16 protein-coding genes are annotated in these 17,590 nt (G+C 33.9%); 10 read left to right on the top strand and 6 right to left on the bottom strand.

What is annotated here, in order from left to right; all coding sequences use genetic code 11:
• Positions 1-118 precede the first annotated feature (118 nt).
• Positions 119-2,278, top strand: coding sequence for a hypothetical protein (locus HZC47_09450; protein MBI5681106.1), 2,160 nt, complete (start codon positions 119-121; stop codon positions 2,276-2,278).
• A 24-nt stretch (positions 2,279-2,302) separates the two neighbouring features.
• Here the strand turns inward: HZC47_09450 and HZC47_09445 are convergent, their stop codons facing one another.
• Together HZC47_09445 and HZC47_09440 are read right to left on the bottom strand one after the other, a co-directional pair.
• Positions 2,303-2,965 (bottom strand): alpha/beta hydrolase, encoded by a 663-nt coding sequence (locus tag HZC47_09445; GenBank protein MBI5681105.1) that lies wholly within the window; start codon positions 2,963-2,965, stop codon positions 2,303-2,305.
• A 105-nt stretch (positions 2,966-3,070) separates the two neighbouring features.
• A complete protein-coding gene (locus tag HZC47_09440) occupies positions 3,071-3,928 on the bottom strand; it encodes an MBL fold metallo-hydrolase (protein ID MBI5681104.1) in 858 nt (285 codons plus the stop codon).
• 344 nt (positions 3,929-4,272) lie between these two features.
• Between HZC47_09440 and HZC47_09435 the strand changes: the two genes are divergently transcribed.
• Positions 4,273-5,577, top strand: a complete 1,305-nt coding sequence (locus HZC47_09435; GenBank protein MBI5681103.1) for a phenylacetate--CoA ligase — start codon at positions 4,273-4,275, stop codon at positions 5,575-5,577.
• A gap of 12 nt (positions 5,578-5,589) precedes the next feature.
• The gene (locus HZC47_09430) at positions 5,590-6,021 is read left to right on the top strand and encodes an acetolactate synthase (protein ID MBI5681102.1); all 432 of its coding nucleotides are present in this window, start codon (positions 5,590-5,592) and stop codon (positions 6,019-6,021) included.
• Between the two features lie 81 nt (positions 6,022-6,102).
• On the opposite strand, the gene HZC47_09425 is transcribed toward HZC47_09430, so the two are convergent.
• The 3 genes from HZC47_09425 to iorA all read right to left on the bottom strand — a co-directional run bounded on the left by HZC47_09425 (position 6,103) and on the right by iorA (position 10,003).
• The gene (locus HZC47_09425; GenBank protein MBI5681101.1) at positions 6,103-7,449 is read right to left on the bottom strand and encodes a PAS domain S-box protein; all 1,347 of its coding nucleotides are present in this window, start codon (positions 7,447-7,449) and stop codon (positions 6,103-6,105) included.
• Positions 7,450-7,529: 80 nt separating this feature from the next.
• Positions 7,530-8,123 (bottom strand): indolepyruvate oxidoreductase subunit beta, encoded by a 594-nt coding sequence (locus HZC47_09420; GenBank protein MBI5681100.1) that lies wholly within the window; start codon positions 8,121-8,123, stop codon positions 7,530-7,532.
• Positions 8,124-8,152: 29 nt separating this feature from the next.
• Positions 8,153-10,003 (bottom strand): indolepyruvate ferredoxin oxidoreductase subunit alpha, encoded by a 1,851-nt coding sequence (gene iorA / locus HZC47_09415; GenBank protein MBI5681099.1) that lies wholly within the window; start codon positions 10,001-10,003, stop codon positions 8,153-8,155.
• A gap of 157 nt (positions 10,004-10,160) precedes the next feature.
• Between iorA and HZC47_09410 the strand changes: the two genes are divergently transcribed.
• From HZC47_09410 to glyS, 7 genes are all read left to right on the top strand, one after another.
• Positions 10,161-10,733 carry a M48 family metallopeptidase gene (locus HZC47_09410; protein MBI5681098.1) on the top strand — a complete coding sequence of 191 codons (573 nt, stop codon included), beginning with the start codon at positions 10,161-10,163 and terminating at the stop codon, positions 10,731-10,733.
• An 81-nt stretch (positions 10,734-10,814) separates the two neighbouring features.
• Positions 10,815-11,105, top strand: a complete 291-nt coding sequence (locus tag HZC47_09405) for a hypothetical protein (GenBank protein ID MBI5681097.1) — start codon at positions 10,815-10,817, stop codon at positions 11,103-11,105.
• Positions 11,106-11,425: 320 nt separating this feature from the next.
• Complete coding sequence (locus HZC47_09400; GenBank protein MBI5681096.1) at positions 11,426-12,916, top strand: succinate dehydrogenase/fumarate reductase iron-sulfur subunit; 1,491 nt, start codon at positions 11,426-11,428, stop codon at positions 12,914-12,916.
• Positions 12,917-12,956: 40 nt separating this feature from the next.
• Positions 12,957-13,658, top strand: coding sequence for an RNA methyltransferase (locus tag HZC47_09395; GenBank protein MBI5681095.1), 702 nt, complete (start codon positions 12,957-12,959; stop codon positions 13,656-13,658).
• A 33-nt stretch (positions 13,659-13,691) separates the two neighbouring features.
• Positions 13,692-14,843 carry a DUF1512 family protein gene (locus HZC47_09390; GenBank protein ID MBI5681094.1) on the top strand — a complete coding sequence of 384 codons (1,152 nt, stop codon included), beginning with the start codon at positions 13,692-13,694 and terminating at the stop codon, positions 14,841-14,843.
• Positions 14,844-14,885: 42 nt separating this feature from the next.
• Complete coding sequence (locus HZC47_09385; GenBank protein MBI5681093.1) at positions 14,886-15,506, top strand: dCTP deaminase; 621 nt, start codon at positions 14,886-14,888, stop codon at positions 15,504-15,506.
• A gap of 111 nt (positions 15,507-15,617) precedes the next feature.
• The gene (glyS, locus tag HZC47_09380; protein MBI5681092.1) at positions 15,618-17,348 is read left to right on the top strand and encodes a glycine--tRNA ligase; all 1,731 of its coding nucleotides are present in this window, start codon (positions 15,618-15,620) and stop codon (positions 17,346-17,348) included.
• 29 nt (positions 17,349-17,377) lie between these two features.
• Here the strand turns inward: glyS and HZC47_09375 are convergent, their stop codons facing one another.
• Entirely contained in the window at positions 17,378-17,530 is a 153-nt protein-coding gene (locus HZC47_09375) for a hypothetical protein (protein MBI5681091.1), read from the bottom strand.
• Positions 17,531-17,590 lie beyond the last annotated feature (60 nt).

Below are 17,590 nucleotides of genomic sequence, written 5' to 3'. Positions count from 1 at the left end.
ATAAATAATTCAAGATTATATTACTCAATTCTTACCATTATTCATTTCCTTATATGATCTAATAGAAATCAATTTATTGATTAAAAACGATATTTATGATCAAATTTTCTTAGTTAGCATGGAGGAGTGTGAAAACATTCAAAAACAAGTAATTACAGCTAAAACTTTCATTCCACTAGTGCTTATAATCTTAACATTAATTTTCTGTATAAATACTGTTTCTGCAGCTAACGAAATCTATGTAAACACCACTGGAGACGATGACACAGGAACTGGTACTGCTACAAATCCATATCTCACCATACAAAAAGGTGTAGATAATGTAGATGCAAACGGAGTAATAAGAATCGCTAATGGCCAATACAGCGGAGAAAATAACACCAACATAACACTCGACAAGAACATGACCATTATTGGTCAAAGCCGCGAAGAAACTATAATTAACGGGACAGACACCAACTGGATATTCAAGATTTTACCTGAAATAAACGTTACTCTTTCTAACCTAACCTTAACCAACGGATATACAACCACAAGTGGCGGTGCCATATATAATCAGGGTTCAGTAACATTTACATCTTGCAACATCATGGAATGCTCAGCTATTGAATATGGGGGTGGAATTTACAGTACAGGGAATTGTACGATAACTGATTGCACTATAACCAGAAATAACCAAACAGGGACGGGTTATGCAAATGCCAGTGGAGGGATCATAAATGATGGAGGTAACTGTACCATCACCAGATCTGACATTACCTACAACTCTGCAAATGCCAATGCTGGAGGGATCGCGACCCAGAACGGTACCTGTACTATAACTGATTGTAAAATCCTATATAACAAAGCAAATCATGGTGCTGGAATCGTCAATTATGGCGGTAACTGTACAATTACAAGATGTGAAATTCTCTACAACTCTGCAAGTATCATTGGAGGAATAGGGAACCAATTTGGCAACTGTACTGTTACCAATTCTAATATCCAGTATAATAATGCAGTTATTGGCTCTGGAATCACCAACGCCGATGGTAACTTTACTATTTCAAATAGTTACATCGCCAACAATGCCGCATCTGAAGATGGCGGCGCCATCATGAATGTTTGCTTGTTTAATGAAGTTAATTCTGGTTTTGATGCTTGCATCTTAAATTTAAATGATTGTATTTTAACGGGTAACGCAGCAGGAAGAGATGGTGGAGCAATATTCAACCAATGCACAATTAATGTTAACACTTCTGCTTTTGCTGCTTGCGTTTTAAACATTAACCATTGTATTTTTTCAGGTAATAGTGCAGGTAGAGACGGTGGAGCAATTTCAAATCAATGCATCATAAATGTCAAAGGATTGAATAATAAGAGTTTAGATTTTGGTGCCTGCGTCTTAAACATGAATCATTGTATTTTCACAGGTAACACTGCAGGAGGAAGTGGTGGTTTTATTTCAAATAACTGCACAGTAAGCGTTTCAGGTGTAACTACCGATGGTTTAAATTTTGGTGCCTGTGTTTTGAATGTGAATGATTGTACCTTAACAGGTAACATTGCAGGAGGAAACGGCGGCGCCATCTCTAACCATTGTACATTAAATGCAGTTTCTGGCCTTGGTACCTGCGTTTTGAATGTAAATCGCAGCACCCTTACAGGAAATTCTGCAGGTGGAGACGGTGGTGTTATCTGGAATAATGGTACAGGGAATGTGCATCTTAATCGAATCGTTTTTAACACTGCAAATCGAGCGAATGCCATATATTCCGATGGCACAGTGGATGCTACCAATAACTGGTGGGGATCCAATAATGACCCTAAAAACAGTTCCCATAACTTTGGAGGCCAAATAGAGATGATTGACGCTGATCCCTGGTTAATATTAACCATTAAAGCCAGTCCAACTAGCATACCTTTCGGAGGCACATCCATAGTTATTGCCAGTGTAACCATCAACAGCGACGGTGTAGATACTTCCAATATGGGCCACATACCTGACGGCACTCCCATAACTATAACCACTGACCTTGGAAATGTTGGAAGCAAATCTGTCACCGGAGGTACAATTGCAGGGATATTCACCACCATGCTAAGAGCCAACGATGGATGGGGAGTAGCCCACCTCTACGCTATCTTAGATGGGTTCATGACTCCTAAACCTGCCACAGTGGTAATAGCAGCTCCTGGCAAAACCATTGAGATGCAAAAAACCGGATTACCATTAACTGGAATAGTTCTGAGTATCTTAATGATAGTTGGAGGATTTCTTGGCACTGAAAAAAGAAATTAGGCACCTTCATCTTCTTTAAACGGATTATAATTTCGCGATCTCAAGCATAAGTTTATAAAACTCTTCTGGAAGGTCAGCCATGGGCACATGAGAAGATGGCAGCTCAAAGTAGGTCCACCCCTCTTTTGCAGCATCTACTTTTTCTTTGGCAATGCGAGTAACATCGATAAACTCGCTCTTCATGCAGCGAATATAAATTTTTTTAATCCCTTCAATTCTTTTTGGATCATAATGCAGTTTTTCTGCATACGGCGGATTTGGATCGGGAACGGCTGCAGCATAATCCTCTTTTGAATAAACCATATTTAGGGCATCAACGAGGGACTGTCCAGGATCAGGTATTCCAGAATCAAGATAAACTAAAAGACGAATTCTCTCGGGCATCCTGTCTGCAACGCCAGTGATGACGAATCCCCCATAACTATGTCCTACAAGAATAATATCTTGCAAGTCCTTTTCAACAATCAGCGTGCAAATCTGGATGATATGATCAGTCAGATTGCTTGAAAATTCGTCCGAGATTGTTGGTGCAAAAACACGGTGCCCTACGAATTTAAGAGCATCAACAGTTCCATCCCAGTATCTGGCACCCATATGTCCGTCTTCTGTAGAAATATTTTGTCCAGATAGCTTATTCCAGGTTTCTGTTGACATATTGCCGCCTTGAACTAGAACATATGTTTCCATTTAAACACATCCTTTTACATACTTTTATTATATCTTCGTCTTATTTTAACTTATCCTAGCGCAAATAATATGAAATAATCTCCAATCCATTTTATAACGTTTTTTTCAAAGCTCATGGCCCGGACAAACTTTAACCTGCGGGTAAACTCTTTTAAACTCAACTAAATTATTTAATGATGCTTGAGCCATTTCCACATCATCTGTATAACTGCTTGAAGCAATTCCTTTTTCAAATCCCAATCTAATAAAGCATGCATCAGTTGTAAGCAAAACAGGCCCATCAATACAATTTATTAAAAAAGAAATGTGCCCTCGTGTATGCCCTGGAGTTTTTATGGCCCAAAATGAACCATCCCCAAAAATATCTGCACACGGACCTAAAATAGGCATATTAGGGGCATTTAAAAAATCTATTTCATAAAGAACTTCAATTCCTTTTAGATAATCTCCATAGAAGAGCGGTTTATGTTCAAAATATTTTTCACCCATCCCAACGACATATGGAATGTTTTTAGGCAGATCACGGGCTCCTGTCATGTGATCAGAATGTAAATGTGATAAAAAAACTCCATTTAGTTTAATTGAATTCTTTTTTATGTGATATGCAATATCCTGATTCTTTTCTTGAAAATATGTATCCCCCAATCCTAATTTTTTAAATAGCCCTGCAAATAATCCTTTCATTTCTCCATGAGGATTTTGATAATAAGAGCTATCAAGACCTGCATCCACAAGATAATCTCCAAATTTATGGTGATGAATCCAATGGACAAGTATTGGAACATTTAAGGATTCATCTTCAATATTTCCCGCATTTGGATGCTTTGGATTCAATGTACCTCTCTTATTTATTTTCACATACCCTGTAATAAAGCTTTTAACTGAGATACGCTCCGGATTTTTGAATATTTCATTCCAATCATTGAAATTGCTGCTTTTAACTTTAAATTTTTCTCTTTTCATCATAAAACCAATAATTTGTACATTCCGTTATAATTTTATTATATTAATCCCTGTTTATTAAAACTTTGAATTCAGTCAAAAATGGATATTCATGCAAATTATTAAAAATTATTGATAATACCTTACATCCTGTCTTCTTTAAAAGAATGAAAACTACTACTTACCACTTATTTCTATTTAAAACAGATTTAGTGAAAATATTACAGTTTGCCATATTACAAAATTAATATAAAAAGTTTTATAAATTTCTTCCAATTAAATTAGATTATACATTTTTCTTAATGGGTAAATTAAGGAAAATTCAGTTATAAATCATATTAATCAACAGTTATCAGGGGATAAAAATGATCTGGAATAAAGAAGCAGAATGCATGTCGCATGAGGAAAAAGAAGAATTACAACTTAAAAGATTACAAAAAGTTGTAAAAAGAGCATATGAAAATGTGCCATTTTATAGAAAACGCTTTGATGACAATAAAATTAAGCCCGAGGACATTAAAACATTAAAAGATATAGAAAAGCTGCCATTAACCACGAAGGATGATTTAAGAGAAGCATATCCTTTTGGGATGTTTGCAGTTCCCCGTAGGGAAATTGTAGAGGTACATACTTCCTCTGGAACAACTGGAAAACCTACAGTCTCTGGATATACTAAAAAAGATATTGAAATCTGGAGTGAAGTCATGGCTCGAGGTTTAACCATGTTTGGGGCGACAGAAGATGATATTATCCAGAATACACACGGATATGGTCTTTTTACTGGTGGGTTTGGAGTGCATTATGGAGCTCAAAAAGTAGGTTTAACAGTTATTCCCATATCCACAGGCCAGACAAAAAGACAGATTGAAATAATGAAAGATTTTGGCGCAAGTATAATAATTTTCACACCTTCTTACGGACTTTATTTGGCAGAAGTTGCAGAAGAAGAAGGATTAGATACAGAGGAATTGAATTTAAAGGCAGTTGGTTTTGGAGCGGAAATGTGGACAGAAGAAATGCGACAAGAAATCCAAAAAAGGTTTAAAGCTCCAGCTTACAATATTTATGGCCTAACTGAAATAATAGGTCCCGGAGTAGCCCTTGAATGCCCTGAACAAGAAGGATTACATGTTATGGATGATCATTTTTATCCTGAGATAATTGATTCAGAAACACTGAAAACCATGGGCGAAGGAGAAAAAGGAGAACTTGTTTTAACCACATTAACCCGGCACGGCATGCCTATACTCAGATTCCGTACCAAAGACATTACAACGTTGCGAAAAACAGAATGTGGCTGTGGAAGGACATTAATTAAGATGGATAGGATAACTGGAAGAACTGATGACATGCTAAAAGTTAGAGGTGTGGCTGTATTCCCTTCACAAATTGAAAAAGCACTTTTAAAGATGGATGGTCTTGAACCCCATTATCAAATCATTGTTTCCAGACCTCAGCACCTTGATGTAATGGAAGTACAGGTTGAAGCATCACCAAAACTCTTTTCTGACGAGATTAAAGAATTAGTAAGTATAAAAAAGAAGATTGAAAATTATATACATAACGAAATTGGTTTAAGAGTAAATGTGACTCTTGTTGAGCCTAAAACACTTCCAAGAAGTGAAGGGAAAGCTGTTAGAGTTATTGACAAAAGAAATTTCGATAATTAAGGGGGAATTTAATTGAAAATAAAACAATTATCCATATTTTTGGAAAATAGGAAAGGAAGAATGCGTAAAGCATTAGATGTACTTGAGAAAGGCAGAGTGAACATAAGGGCGCTTTCAATTGCAGATACATCCGATTTCGGGATTTTAAGGTTAATAGTGCCAGATCCTGAAGGAACTAAAAAATTACTTGAAGAGAATAACTTTATTGTGAAAATAGGGGAAGTTATTGCAGTTAGAATGTATGACAAGCCTGGTGGGCTGGGAATAATTCTTGGAATTCTCGATGATAATAATATAAACCTTGAATATCTTTATGCATTCGTAGAAGAAAAAGAAAACAGAGCTATTGTTCTTTTACATCCTGAAAATATCGATGCAGGAATTAAAGCATTGCAAGATGGCGGAGCAACAGTTATTTCTGCAGATGAGATTTATGGTTTATGATTTAACCTAAATTTTCATTTTATTTTTAATTTTAATAAAAAAAGAGAAATTTAATAAATATTAAGTTTTAACTTCTTAATATTAGTTTAAATCACCTAAAATTTCTGTAACTCTTTTTATAAACGTTTCAACTATTCTACGATATTTTTCTTCGCTTATTTTCAATGCATCTTCTGATTGTTTACGTTTTATGGCAATAGCATAAATATCTGCTAATCGTTCCACCAACAATACATCTTGTTCATTGTATTCTCGTTTTGAATTGGCCAGTGCAACTTGTCCTACAAGTTTTTCTCCAATTAAAGCAGGTGCTGATAAAAAACGTTGGATTTTTATGTGTCCTTCCGGAGTACCCGTAGATCTAGGGTCTTCTTCAGGATTATTAGTGACTAATGACTCTTTGTTATCTAATACCCATCCCCATAAGCCACCAAATTTCTCAAAAATCGCGCTTTTATCTGGGACTTGGCATTGATCCCATATATCACGAGTCATGGTTGTAAGTACTATAAAACCCGTATCTGGATCAATGTAACCTACAAAACCAAATTCACTTTCTGTAAGGCGTTTTGCATATTTAAGTACAAGATCCGATATTTCCTCAATTGAAGCTGAAGATAAAAGTTTACTAGATAATTTTGCTAATGCTTTGTTCACTTCAACTTCCCATTCTAATGCATCACCCATTTTTTTACGTTCTGTTATATCACGAGCAATTGCAGAAAATCCTTCAATATCTCCATTAGCATTTTTAACAGGAGACATTGTTAAGGCCACATTAATTATTTTACCGTCTTTTCTCACTCTTAATGTTTCATACTGCTCCAAAGGTTCATTTTTTTTCATTTTATCAATGATTTTTGGTAATTCATCAAGATTATCTGGTGGAATCAAAATAGAAAGGTTTTTACCGATTATTTCATCAGCAGAATACCCATAAATCTTTTCAGCACCTTTATTCCAGCTTTTAAAATTCCCATCTAAATCTTCAGATACAATAGCATCCTGAGAATATTTTACTACAGCTGCAAGCTGAGCTTTCACACTATCTGCTCGTTTAAGTAACGTAATATCCCTTACAATCCATAAAACAAGATTTTCGTCCTCAAGTTCAATAGGAACAGTTCTTACCTCCACGTCAACTTCTTGGCCATCTTTCCTATTAAAAATGAATTCATCAGGACCCGTATCCTGACCTAATGCACTTTTAGAAAATAATTCATCAAATTCAGATGTTTGACTTTTAGAAACAATATTGATCTTAGAATAATGTTTCCCAATAAAATCAGCCTTTTTATGTCCAATTAATGCTTCTGCAGCCTCATTTCCATCTATAAAATTCCCTTTAAGGTCACTGATATAATAAGCATCTGGGTCGTGATCAAAAATAATTTTAAATTTTTCCTCTGAAAAATTAATATTTTCCATTTTTTCACCAAACTTTTCATAATATTAGTTGTTCAGTAATCTTTACTTGTTATATAATAAGATTATACTATCATATTAATTTATTTCAAATGACACTTTTTATAACCCTCATTAAATGCATTCATATTGATTTTAGTTGATTTTTCAGGTAAATTTTTCATCATTGATTCTATGATAACTTCTTTTTTTATGGGAAACCCAGAAATTCCTGCTGCCCCACCAAGCATTACCATATTAAGTGAAAGAACATGTCCTGCTTCATTAGCTATTTTTTCAGCATCAATAGCAAAAACATGCTTTACTTTTGATTCAAGTTCCCTTAAAACTTCAGAAACTTCAGGATAAGGAATAGAACTTCCCTGAATATTAAAAGGCATTATAGAAGAAGTGTTTACAACTACATAAGTCTCTTTACTTGCCTTTGAAACCGCTCTTAATGCCTCTATAGGTTCAAAAGCAATTAAAAGATCAGCACTACCATCTTCAATAATTGGGCTTTTCGAATCTCCAATTTTAAGTTCTGTTGATACCACACCACCACGCTGTGCCATTCCATGTATTTCGCTCATTACAACATTTATTCCAGTTTTCATTGCAGCTTCGCCAATAACAATAGATGTTTTTATGATTCCCTGGCCTCCAACACCGCAAATATAAATATTATATGGTTTCATGTTTTTTCACCTAAACATATTATTAATAATTACTTTTTAACTCCAATAGCCTTTTTGGAACACATTTGAATACAAACTGTGCATCCTTTACAATACGCAGCATTAATATTCACGGATTCATCATCTGCAAGATAAATTGCAGGGCAAGTAAGCTCCCTTAGGCAATCCATGCAGTTATCACATTTATCAGAATCCACACCAACAACCACGTGCTTTCTCTTTTTTTCGCCTTTAATTAACATGCACGGATATTTTGAAATAATTACAGCCACACCTTCAAATTGAAGCGCTTCTTCAAATATTTTCTGAGAATTATTGATGTTAAGCGGGTTAATAACCTTTAAAAATTCAACACCTGATGCTTCCACAATTTTTTCGATTGAAATTTCAGGAGCTACCTCACCCATCCCATCAACTGGAATTCCAGGGTGCGGTTGTCCACCAGTCATTGCAGTTGTCCTATTATCTAAAATAACAAGCACAAACTTGTCTTTATTATGAACTGCATTTATTAATGGAGGAATTCCTGCATGGAAGAAAGTAGAATCTCCTATAAAACTTACAATGCTCTGATTGGTTGATCTTGAAAATCCACAGCTTGTACCTATGCTTGAACCCATAGAAAGTAAATAATCAGCTATTTCATACGGAGACTCTATTCCAAGAGTGTAACAGCCTATATCGGTTGGATAAATCACATCCAGATCCAAGTTCTCCCCTGCCTTTTTAACAGCATAGTAAGCAGCACGGTGGGGACATCCCGGACATAAAGTTGGTGGACGTGCTGGAAGAGGTATTTCAGGTTCATATGCTATTTTTTTATCTAAATTAATGTCAATAACTTTTTTTAAGCCCTCAAGAATAATATCTGGACTGTACTCAAAAATCAAAGGTAATGTTCCATCCAGTTTACCATGAACTTTTTTATTTAGCCCATTTTTTCCAATAACGGCGAAAATTTCCTTTTCCATTACAGGATCAACTTCTTCAGCAATTATTATGTTATCCAACCCATCTATAAATTCTAAAACACGTTTTTCAGGGAAAGGGTAAGATAAAGTAATTTTTAAAACATTTATTGGAAGATTATTTTCATCAATTACATCCATTACATAATTGAATGCACTTCCACTGGTTATTATGCCTATTTTACCATTGTTGTCAAATATTTGGTTTAATGGAGAATTATTCACCACATCCGCTATTTTTTCCATTTTTAAGACAAGGGATTTATGCATTTCTCTTGCACTTGAAGGAACTGGCACAAAACGTCGCGGGTCTTTATTGAAGTAACCTGTCTTTTTAGGAGTTTTAACCGCCCCTACTTCCACTATTCCCCTCATATGAGATACACGCGTAGTTGTACGCATTAAAACCGGTATTTGAAACTCTTCAGATAATTCATATCCATATTTCATTAAATCCTTAATTTCTTGAGGATTTGAAGGTTCCATCATTGGAATGTTTGCAATTCGCGCATAATGTCTGTTATCCTGTTCATTTTGTGATGAAAACATTGAAGGATCATCAGTTGAAAGAATTATCATTCCACCATTTACTCCTGTGTAAACAATGCTCATAAATGAGTCTGATGCAACATTTAATCCCACATGCTTCATAAAAGTAAATGAACGTAGTCCTGATGCTGCTGCTGCGGCTGCAACTTCAAGTGCTACTTTTTCATTGGTTGAAAATTCAAAATAAACTCCTGATTCCTTTGCAATTTTAGATAAAACGTTTCCAATTTCAGATGAAGGTGTTCCAGGATATGTTGAAGCAACAGAAACGCCAGCTTCAAGAGCTCCGCGTACGGTTGCTTCATTACCTAATAAGAACAGTTTTTCATCTTTTTTATTCGTTAGAATAGATTTTAAGTTCATAATATCTCCTTATAATCATTGAGCATAATTTTAATTGATTTATTTTTCATAGTGATAAATAGAATTTAGATTAATTTAATTATCATCATTATATTAAATTAAGTTTTATGTATGAGTATGTCCATAGCATGTTTTAATAAGGAAAAAGGGAAGAATAATGCAAAAAAGTGTTAAAATTCATGAACTAACTGTAAAATATGAAGTAATCCCACGTAATGTTAAATACTGGCGATTAGAGATTAAAGATGAAAATTTAGTTCTTATTGCACCAAATAGCGGCCTAAATCATGAAAAAATCATTGATAAACATAAAAACTGGATTTATAAAAAATTTACGGCCATTAATGCATCCAAAAAAGAGGCTAATTTAAAGGAACTAAATTTTAGTCGTAGCGAAGATGAATTCAACGATTTAATCCAGAAATATGTTAGGGAATTTTCTTTTGAACTTAATGTAAGTGTGAATCGTGTTTATTTGAGGAAGATGAAATCAAGATGGGGAAGTTGCAGCTCCCGAAAAAACATTTCAATAAATAAATATTTGATATATTTACCTGAAAATTTAATTGAATACCTTGTTTTCCATGAAATAGCTCATATTGTTGAATTAAACCATAGTAAAAAATTTTGGAGCATAATATCGGCTAAATTTCCAAATTATACTGAAATTGAAAAAGAACTTTCAATTTACTGGTTTGCAATCAAAGAAAAAATAATTAAAACCAGTTGAACTTAGTCAAAACCTAAGTGCTTATATACACCAAATACAAAATATTGAAAAATAGGATATTATACAATTGGAGGTAAGAGAATGCCAGTATCAAAACGTTGGATTGATTTCAATGAAGAAAATATAAATGAACTGCCAAATACATACGGTGTCTTTCAGTTTGCAGATAATAAAAAAGAAGTCATCTATATCGGTGAAGGAAAATTGAAACATAACATTTTAACACATCTTTTAGACGAATCAGACGCATCTGAAGAAATTACATACTTTAGATACCGTGAAAACGACAGTAAGAGGAGTTCAAAACAAAGACAGAATATACTCTTAAAAGAATACAAAGAAAAGCATGGAGAAACACCGAAACTCAATTAATAACATTTATCGGTAACTATAACTTTAAATTATAATAATTTTAATGATTTCTTAAAATTTTATCGTTATATACCTCCCCCTTCTTTTTAATATACAATATTTATGTTTAATTTTTAATGATAATTCTTAATATTGCTCTTAAATTTTAAATTAGGATTATAATTTTATTTTGATATTCTAAAATCAATTATAAATATAAGATATTATAAACTGATATTTACTATAAAATAGACTATACTTTCATTAATATTGGATTTAATCCAGTTATATGAATTTAAAATTATTTTAGCATGTTTTTAACCAAAAATATGGAGATAGAAATGATAGAAGTTAAAGTTTTAAGATTTGATCCTCTAAAAGATGAAAACGCTCATTATGAAACATATAATGTTCAGAAAACAGAGAAAATGAAGGTTCTAGATGCATTAAACTATATTAATGAACAATATAATGCAAATATAGCTTATAGATGTTCATGTAGGGCAGGACAGTGCGGATCATGTGCTTTAAAGGTGAACGGCGAAGTAGTGCTTGCATGTAAGGCTGAAATTGAAGATAAATCTGTTATTGAGCCACTTGACTTTGATATCATTAAAGACCTTGTGGTTAATAGAAGCGAAATTGAAAATAAAATTAAAGATATGAAACTCTCCTTAAATGCAGATGAAATAACCCAAGACAGTGCATCATGCCTTATGGTTTTAAAACCAGATGAATATGCGGATTCAAAGAAACTAAGAAGTTGTATAGAATGTTTTTCATGTATTTCCGCATGTCCCGTTATAAAAGAAACAGAAGAATATGCCGGCCCTTATTTTATGCGTTATTTATCAAAATTCGCCCTTGATCCAAGAGATAAATCTGATCGCGCCAAAATTGGGTTTGATCAAGGACTTTATTGCTGTACAACCTGTGGGAAATGTAGGGAAGTCTGTCCAAAGGAAATAAGCACTGTTGGAGGGGCAATTGAAAAGTTAAGAGAAATTGCATGCAATGAAGGAGTTGGACCTCTTCCTCCACACAAAGAAGTAAAGGAATTAATATCAAAAACAGGACGATCAGTTGAACCATTAGGTGAAGGATTTATTAAAGCAGTTTCAACTAAAAATAAGAAATTAAATCCAAATATAGCATTCTTTACAGGGTGTCTTGTTGATTACAGACATTCTGAAATTGGATTTGCCCTTCTTAAGGTTTTAGAAGACAATGACATAGATGTTATTGTACCTGAAGATCAGGTTTGTTGCGGCTCTCCTTTAATTAGAACTGGACAAACTGACCTTGTCGAGGAGCTTGTATCAAAAAATAAGGAAGTATTTGAAGGTTATGATACAATAATCACTGTATGTGCTGGTTGCGGGGCTACATTAAAGAATGATTATCCCCGATATGGTGTTAAGCTAAATGTAGTAGATATAAGTGAATTTTTAGTTGATAACTTAAATACTGAGGATATGAAGCCTTTAAATATGAGGGTAACTTATCATGACCCTTGCCATCTTAATAGAGGTCAGGGAATTACTAAAGAGCCACGTGAGCTATTAAAAAAAATCAAAGGACTTGAATTTGTGGAAATGAAAAATCCAAATCAATGTTGCGGGGCTGGTGGCGGAGTTCGCTCAGGTAAACCTGAAATAGCTGCTGCTTTAGGTAAAAGTAAAGCCCAAATGATAAAAGAATTAGATGTTGATGCAGTAATAACTATCTGTCCATTCTGTCAAAACAATATTCAGGCGTCTTTAAAAGAAGAGGGTGTTGAAATTCCTGTATTAAACATATTACAGCTTCTTGAGAGGGCTTATGAGAAATAAGTTCCTATTTTTAATTAAAGATTATGCGGTGTAAAAAAAAATGATTTATATAGTTTTTGTGGAACCAGAATCGCCCGGGAATATTGGATTTCTAGCAAGAACTATGAAAAACTTTGGATTTAAAGATTTAGTGCTAATTAATCCATGTGAATTAGAAAATAAAGCTTATTATCAGGCAATGCATGCAAAAGAAGTGATATGGAATCATAAATCATATGAATCACTTGGAAAATTCATTGAAAACGAAAATATCGATTTTACAGTGGGCACCACACGAATGGCTGGCGGAAGTTACAATGTTTCAAGAATTGCCATTACGCCAGCGCAGCTTGCAGAATCATTAAATATAACTGGAAATATTGCCATAGTATTTGGAAGAGAAGGCAACGGACTTTCTAATGAAGAAGTTGCACTCTGCGATATCGTTGTAACCATCCCCACAGATGACTCTTATCCCGTATTAAACGTATCACATGCTGCAGCAATCATATTATACGAATTATTCAAAAAAGAAAAGGAATATCCTCGAGAAGAATTGGAAGAGGCATCAAAATCTGAAAAAGAACTTTTAATTCATGAAATGGATAAATTAATTAAATGCACCGGTTATCCTGAACATAAACAAAAAACATCGTCTACAGTCTTTAGAAGAATAATTGGAAGAGCTTTTATTGCTGGAAGAGAAGCACATACTTTAATTGGCACCATACGAAAAATAAGAATAAATTTAAAGAAAAAATAATTAAAACATTTATTTATTTACTGGAGGAGCAAAATGCTATTTGGTTTAAGTCCATTTGATTTAATTGGAATATTGGTGTTTATTTTACTCATTTTCCTGCTCCCATGGATTTTAAGAGTAAGAATGATATCTGGTGTTACTAAAACGACACTGGAATTAGAGGATATGGTTGAAAAATCAAAACAAATACTCATAAAAATGTCTAAAGAAAAAGGAAAACCTGTTCTTGACCAATCAGAAGCTATTGAAGACTTTATGGAGTTTTTTGTAGTTCCACCAGTAGATCTCGATCCTAATGGTATTGTGAAGAAGTTTGAAAAGATTTTAGACTTAAGTGAAGACAGATTTAAACAAATGGTAAGTATAATAGCTCCTTTAGCCGATGCAGAAACTAAATCAAATATTGTAATGACTTTAAAAGCCACGCTTGGAATTAATGCTGTTGCAAAACAAGTAAGGCATAATCTGGAACTTTCAAGGAAAACTGGAAATTTACAGATATTATTGATGCTTCAAATGAGTCTTCCACTTATAATGAGGATTGTTAAGGCCCAATTTGAAGGTGCAAAATCATTTTCTGAGGGCAAACCTATTGGGGACGGATTAGGCCCACTTGTAGCCGGCATGCTGATGAAAGATTATAAAAACGAAGAAATAACTGAAATGGAAGATATGTTCATTGCTAAAAAGTTAATGAATGAACGTAAATTAGTTATAGCTCGCGCTAAAGGTCCTGGAGCCCGTATGGGAAAGGTAGGGAAAGTTGTAAAATCCCTTATTGAAACTGAAAATATAAACAAAATTATAACAGTTGACGCTGCAGTTAAACTTGAAGGTGAGGAAACAGGGAAAGTAGCGCAAGGTATTGGGGTCGTAATTGGAGGATTGGGTGTGGATAAATGGACAATTGAAGAAGAAATTGTTAAAAAAGACCTTGATATTGACGCAGTTATTGTGAAAATGAGCCCTGAAGAAGCTATAAGTAACATGAACCAGAAAATAGCAGATGCCTCTAAAGAAGCACTACGAGTGGTAAAAAGATCAATTTTAAATTCAAAAGATGACATTAATATTCTTGTAGTTGGAGTTGGAAACAGCTGCGGAATTCCCAATATTATTGAAGATATCTCACAAATAGAAGTTAAAAAAGCCCACGAAACTAAAGTTTCGGGGCGCCGAAAATAAAAAGATTTTTGAGTGAAGAAAAAAAGAAAAAGAAGGCATAAAATGGCTATTTTAAGCGATAAACATATCAAAGAGTATCTTGATTCAGGAAAAATCAGTATTGATCCCCTTGATGATCCAGATATACAGATACAACCATCATCAGTTGATTTACGAATAGGAAATGAATTTAAAGGTTTTAGAATAATTAAAAAACCATGCATAGATCCAATGGATGAATCAGATTTAGATTCTTACATGCAATCCTTTTATATTAATGATGGAGAACCTTTTATAATTCATCCAGGTGAATTTGCCCTTGCTACCACTTATGAAACCGTGAAATTACCTGATAACCTTGTTGCAAGGGTTGAAGGGCGATCATCCATGGGAAGGCTTGGAGTGACCATGCACGTTACAGCAGGTTACATAGATCCGGGATTCTGCGGAAAAATAACCCTTGAAATTTCAAACATTGGGAAAATGCCCGTTGCACTGTACACTGGCCAAAGAGTGTGTCAAATCGTTTTTGAAACCATGACATCCCCCTCAGAAAAACCATATGGACATCCTGAGCGAGACAGCAAATATATGGGACAGGACCGTCCGGAATCAAGCAGAATCAAGCATGATCAGGACTTGCTTAAAAAAATAAAAATAAAAAAAGCTGACGGGAAATTATAATTTAAAATATCTTTAAATACAATTATCTAATTAATTAAGGCGTTTATGGCCTTTAGTTTTAATATTTAATCTAATTCATAAATTTAAGTAAATAATAATAGAGTTGATATTATGAAACATGACAAGGTAATGAATGTTGCAAAAAAAAGAGGTTTCCTCTGGTCTTCATTTGAAATCTACGCAGGTGTTGCAGGATTTTATGATTACGGCCCCCTTGGTGCCATACTAAAAAATTCAATTATCCAGAAATGGAGAAAATATTATATTGTAGGGGAAGGTTTCTATGAAATAGAATCACCAACAGTAATGCCTGAAGAGGCTCTTAAAGCATCAGGACATGTTGACCATTTTACAGACCCTATGACTGAATGTAAAGATTGTTTGGAAGTTTACAGAGCAGATCACATAATTGAAGAAGTGATTAACCGTGATGTAGAAAGTTTAAGCAATGAAAAGCTTACTGAAATTATTTCCAATGAAAAAATAGCTTGTCCTAAATGTGGCGGCCATTTAAGTCATGTATGGAATTATAACTTAATGTTTCAGACATTAATCGGCGCTAAAGGTAAAAAAACAGGTTATATGCGTCCTGAAACAGCTCAAGGAATTTTCATTCAATTTAAAAGACTTTTACGTTTCTTTAGAGGTAAATTACCATTTGGTGTTGTTCAAATAGGAAAAGCCTACAGAAATGAAATTTCACCAAGACAGGGCGTTATAAGGCTCCGTGAGTTTACACAAGCTGAAGCAGAGATTTTTGTTGATCCAAAGGATAAAACACATGCAAAGTTCCCTGAAATTAAAGATAAAATGCTCAAACTTTATCCTGCAGAAATTCAAATGGCTGAAGGTGATTCAATCGAAATATCGGCTTTAGATGCACTTGCAGAAGGCTTAGTTTCCAGTGAAATACTTATTTACCAATTATATATCGCAAGTAAATTTTTAAAGGAAATTGGAATACCTGATGAAGTTATAAGATTTAGACAGCATCTTCCAGCTGAAATGGCCCATTATGCTATTGACTGTTGGGATGTTGAAGTTTATACTGAAAGATACGGCTGGGTTGAGATAATTGGAATAGCCGACCGGACTGATTTTGACTTGAAATCCCACAGTAAACATAGTAAAGAAGAATTAAGTGTCTTTGTTGAATACGATGAGCCTAAACAAATTAAAAAGTTGGCTTTAAAACCCAATATGGGCAAATTTGGACCTTCATTTAAAGGAGATGCACCAAAGATACTTAAAGAACTTGAAAATATTCAACTAAAAACTGTTAAAGATACTATTGAGAATGAAGGTGCATTCAAACTTCAGATTGAAGATAAATCGTTTGAATTGTTGCCAGAACACGTGAGTTTTGAAGAAGTTGAAGAAACTGTGAGGGGAAAAAAGATATTTCCACATGTTATTGAGCCTTCATACGGTATTGACCGTATAATCTTCTCTGTGCTTTTACACACGTTTACAGAGGATAAAGAAAACGAACGTGAATATTTCAAATTACCAAAAGATATAGCTCCTGTTGAAGTAAATGTTTTTCCACTTTTAAATAAAGAAGAACTGAGAAATATAGCTATTCAAATAAAAGATAATCTAAGAAAAGAAGGATTAATAGCAGAATTCGATGCTTCCGGTACCATTGGGAGGAGATATGCAAGATCCGATGAAATAGGAGTTCCTTTTGCAATAACAGTTGATCATGAATCATTAGAAGATAAAAAGGTCACAATAAGAAATAGAGATGACTTAAAACAAAAAAGAGTACCTATCTCCAATATTAGCACTATTTTAGATGATCTAATGAATTATAGAGTTGAATTTGAAGATATTAAATAAAAAAGTTCAGTTTTCAAATTTTTTTATATTTATTCAGATACCAACTTCTCTAATTCCTTTTTTGGAATCTTTTTAGCTATATCCAGCTTTGTTGGACAACGTCCAAGTTTTATATCATTTTTTTTGGCAATTTCCTTCAAATCTTTTAGTTTTGCTTTTTTAGCCATTTCTTCTACATCCAATCAAATCCTCTCCTTTAATTTTAATTTACATTTTTTATTAGAATATATAAATAATTTACT

Origin of the sequence: Methanobacterium sp. (assembly GCA_016222945.1) — an archaeon.
Classification (GTDB): Archaea; Methanobacteriota; Methanobacteria; order Methanobacteriales; family Methanobacteriaceae; genus Methanobacterium_D.
Note: the sequence above shows the minus strand (reverse complement) of the source record. Positions and strands in the feature narration are given on the sequence as shown.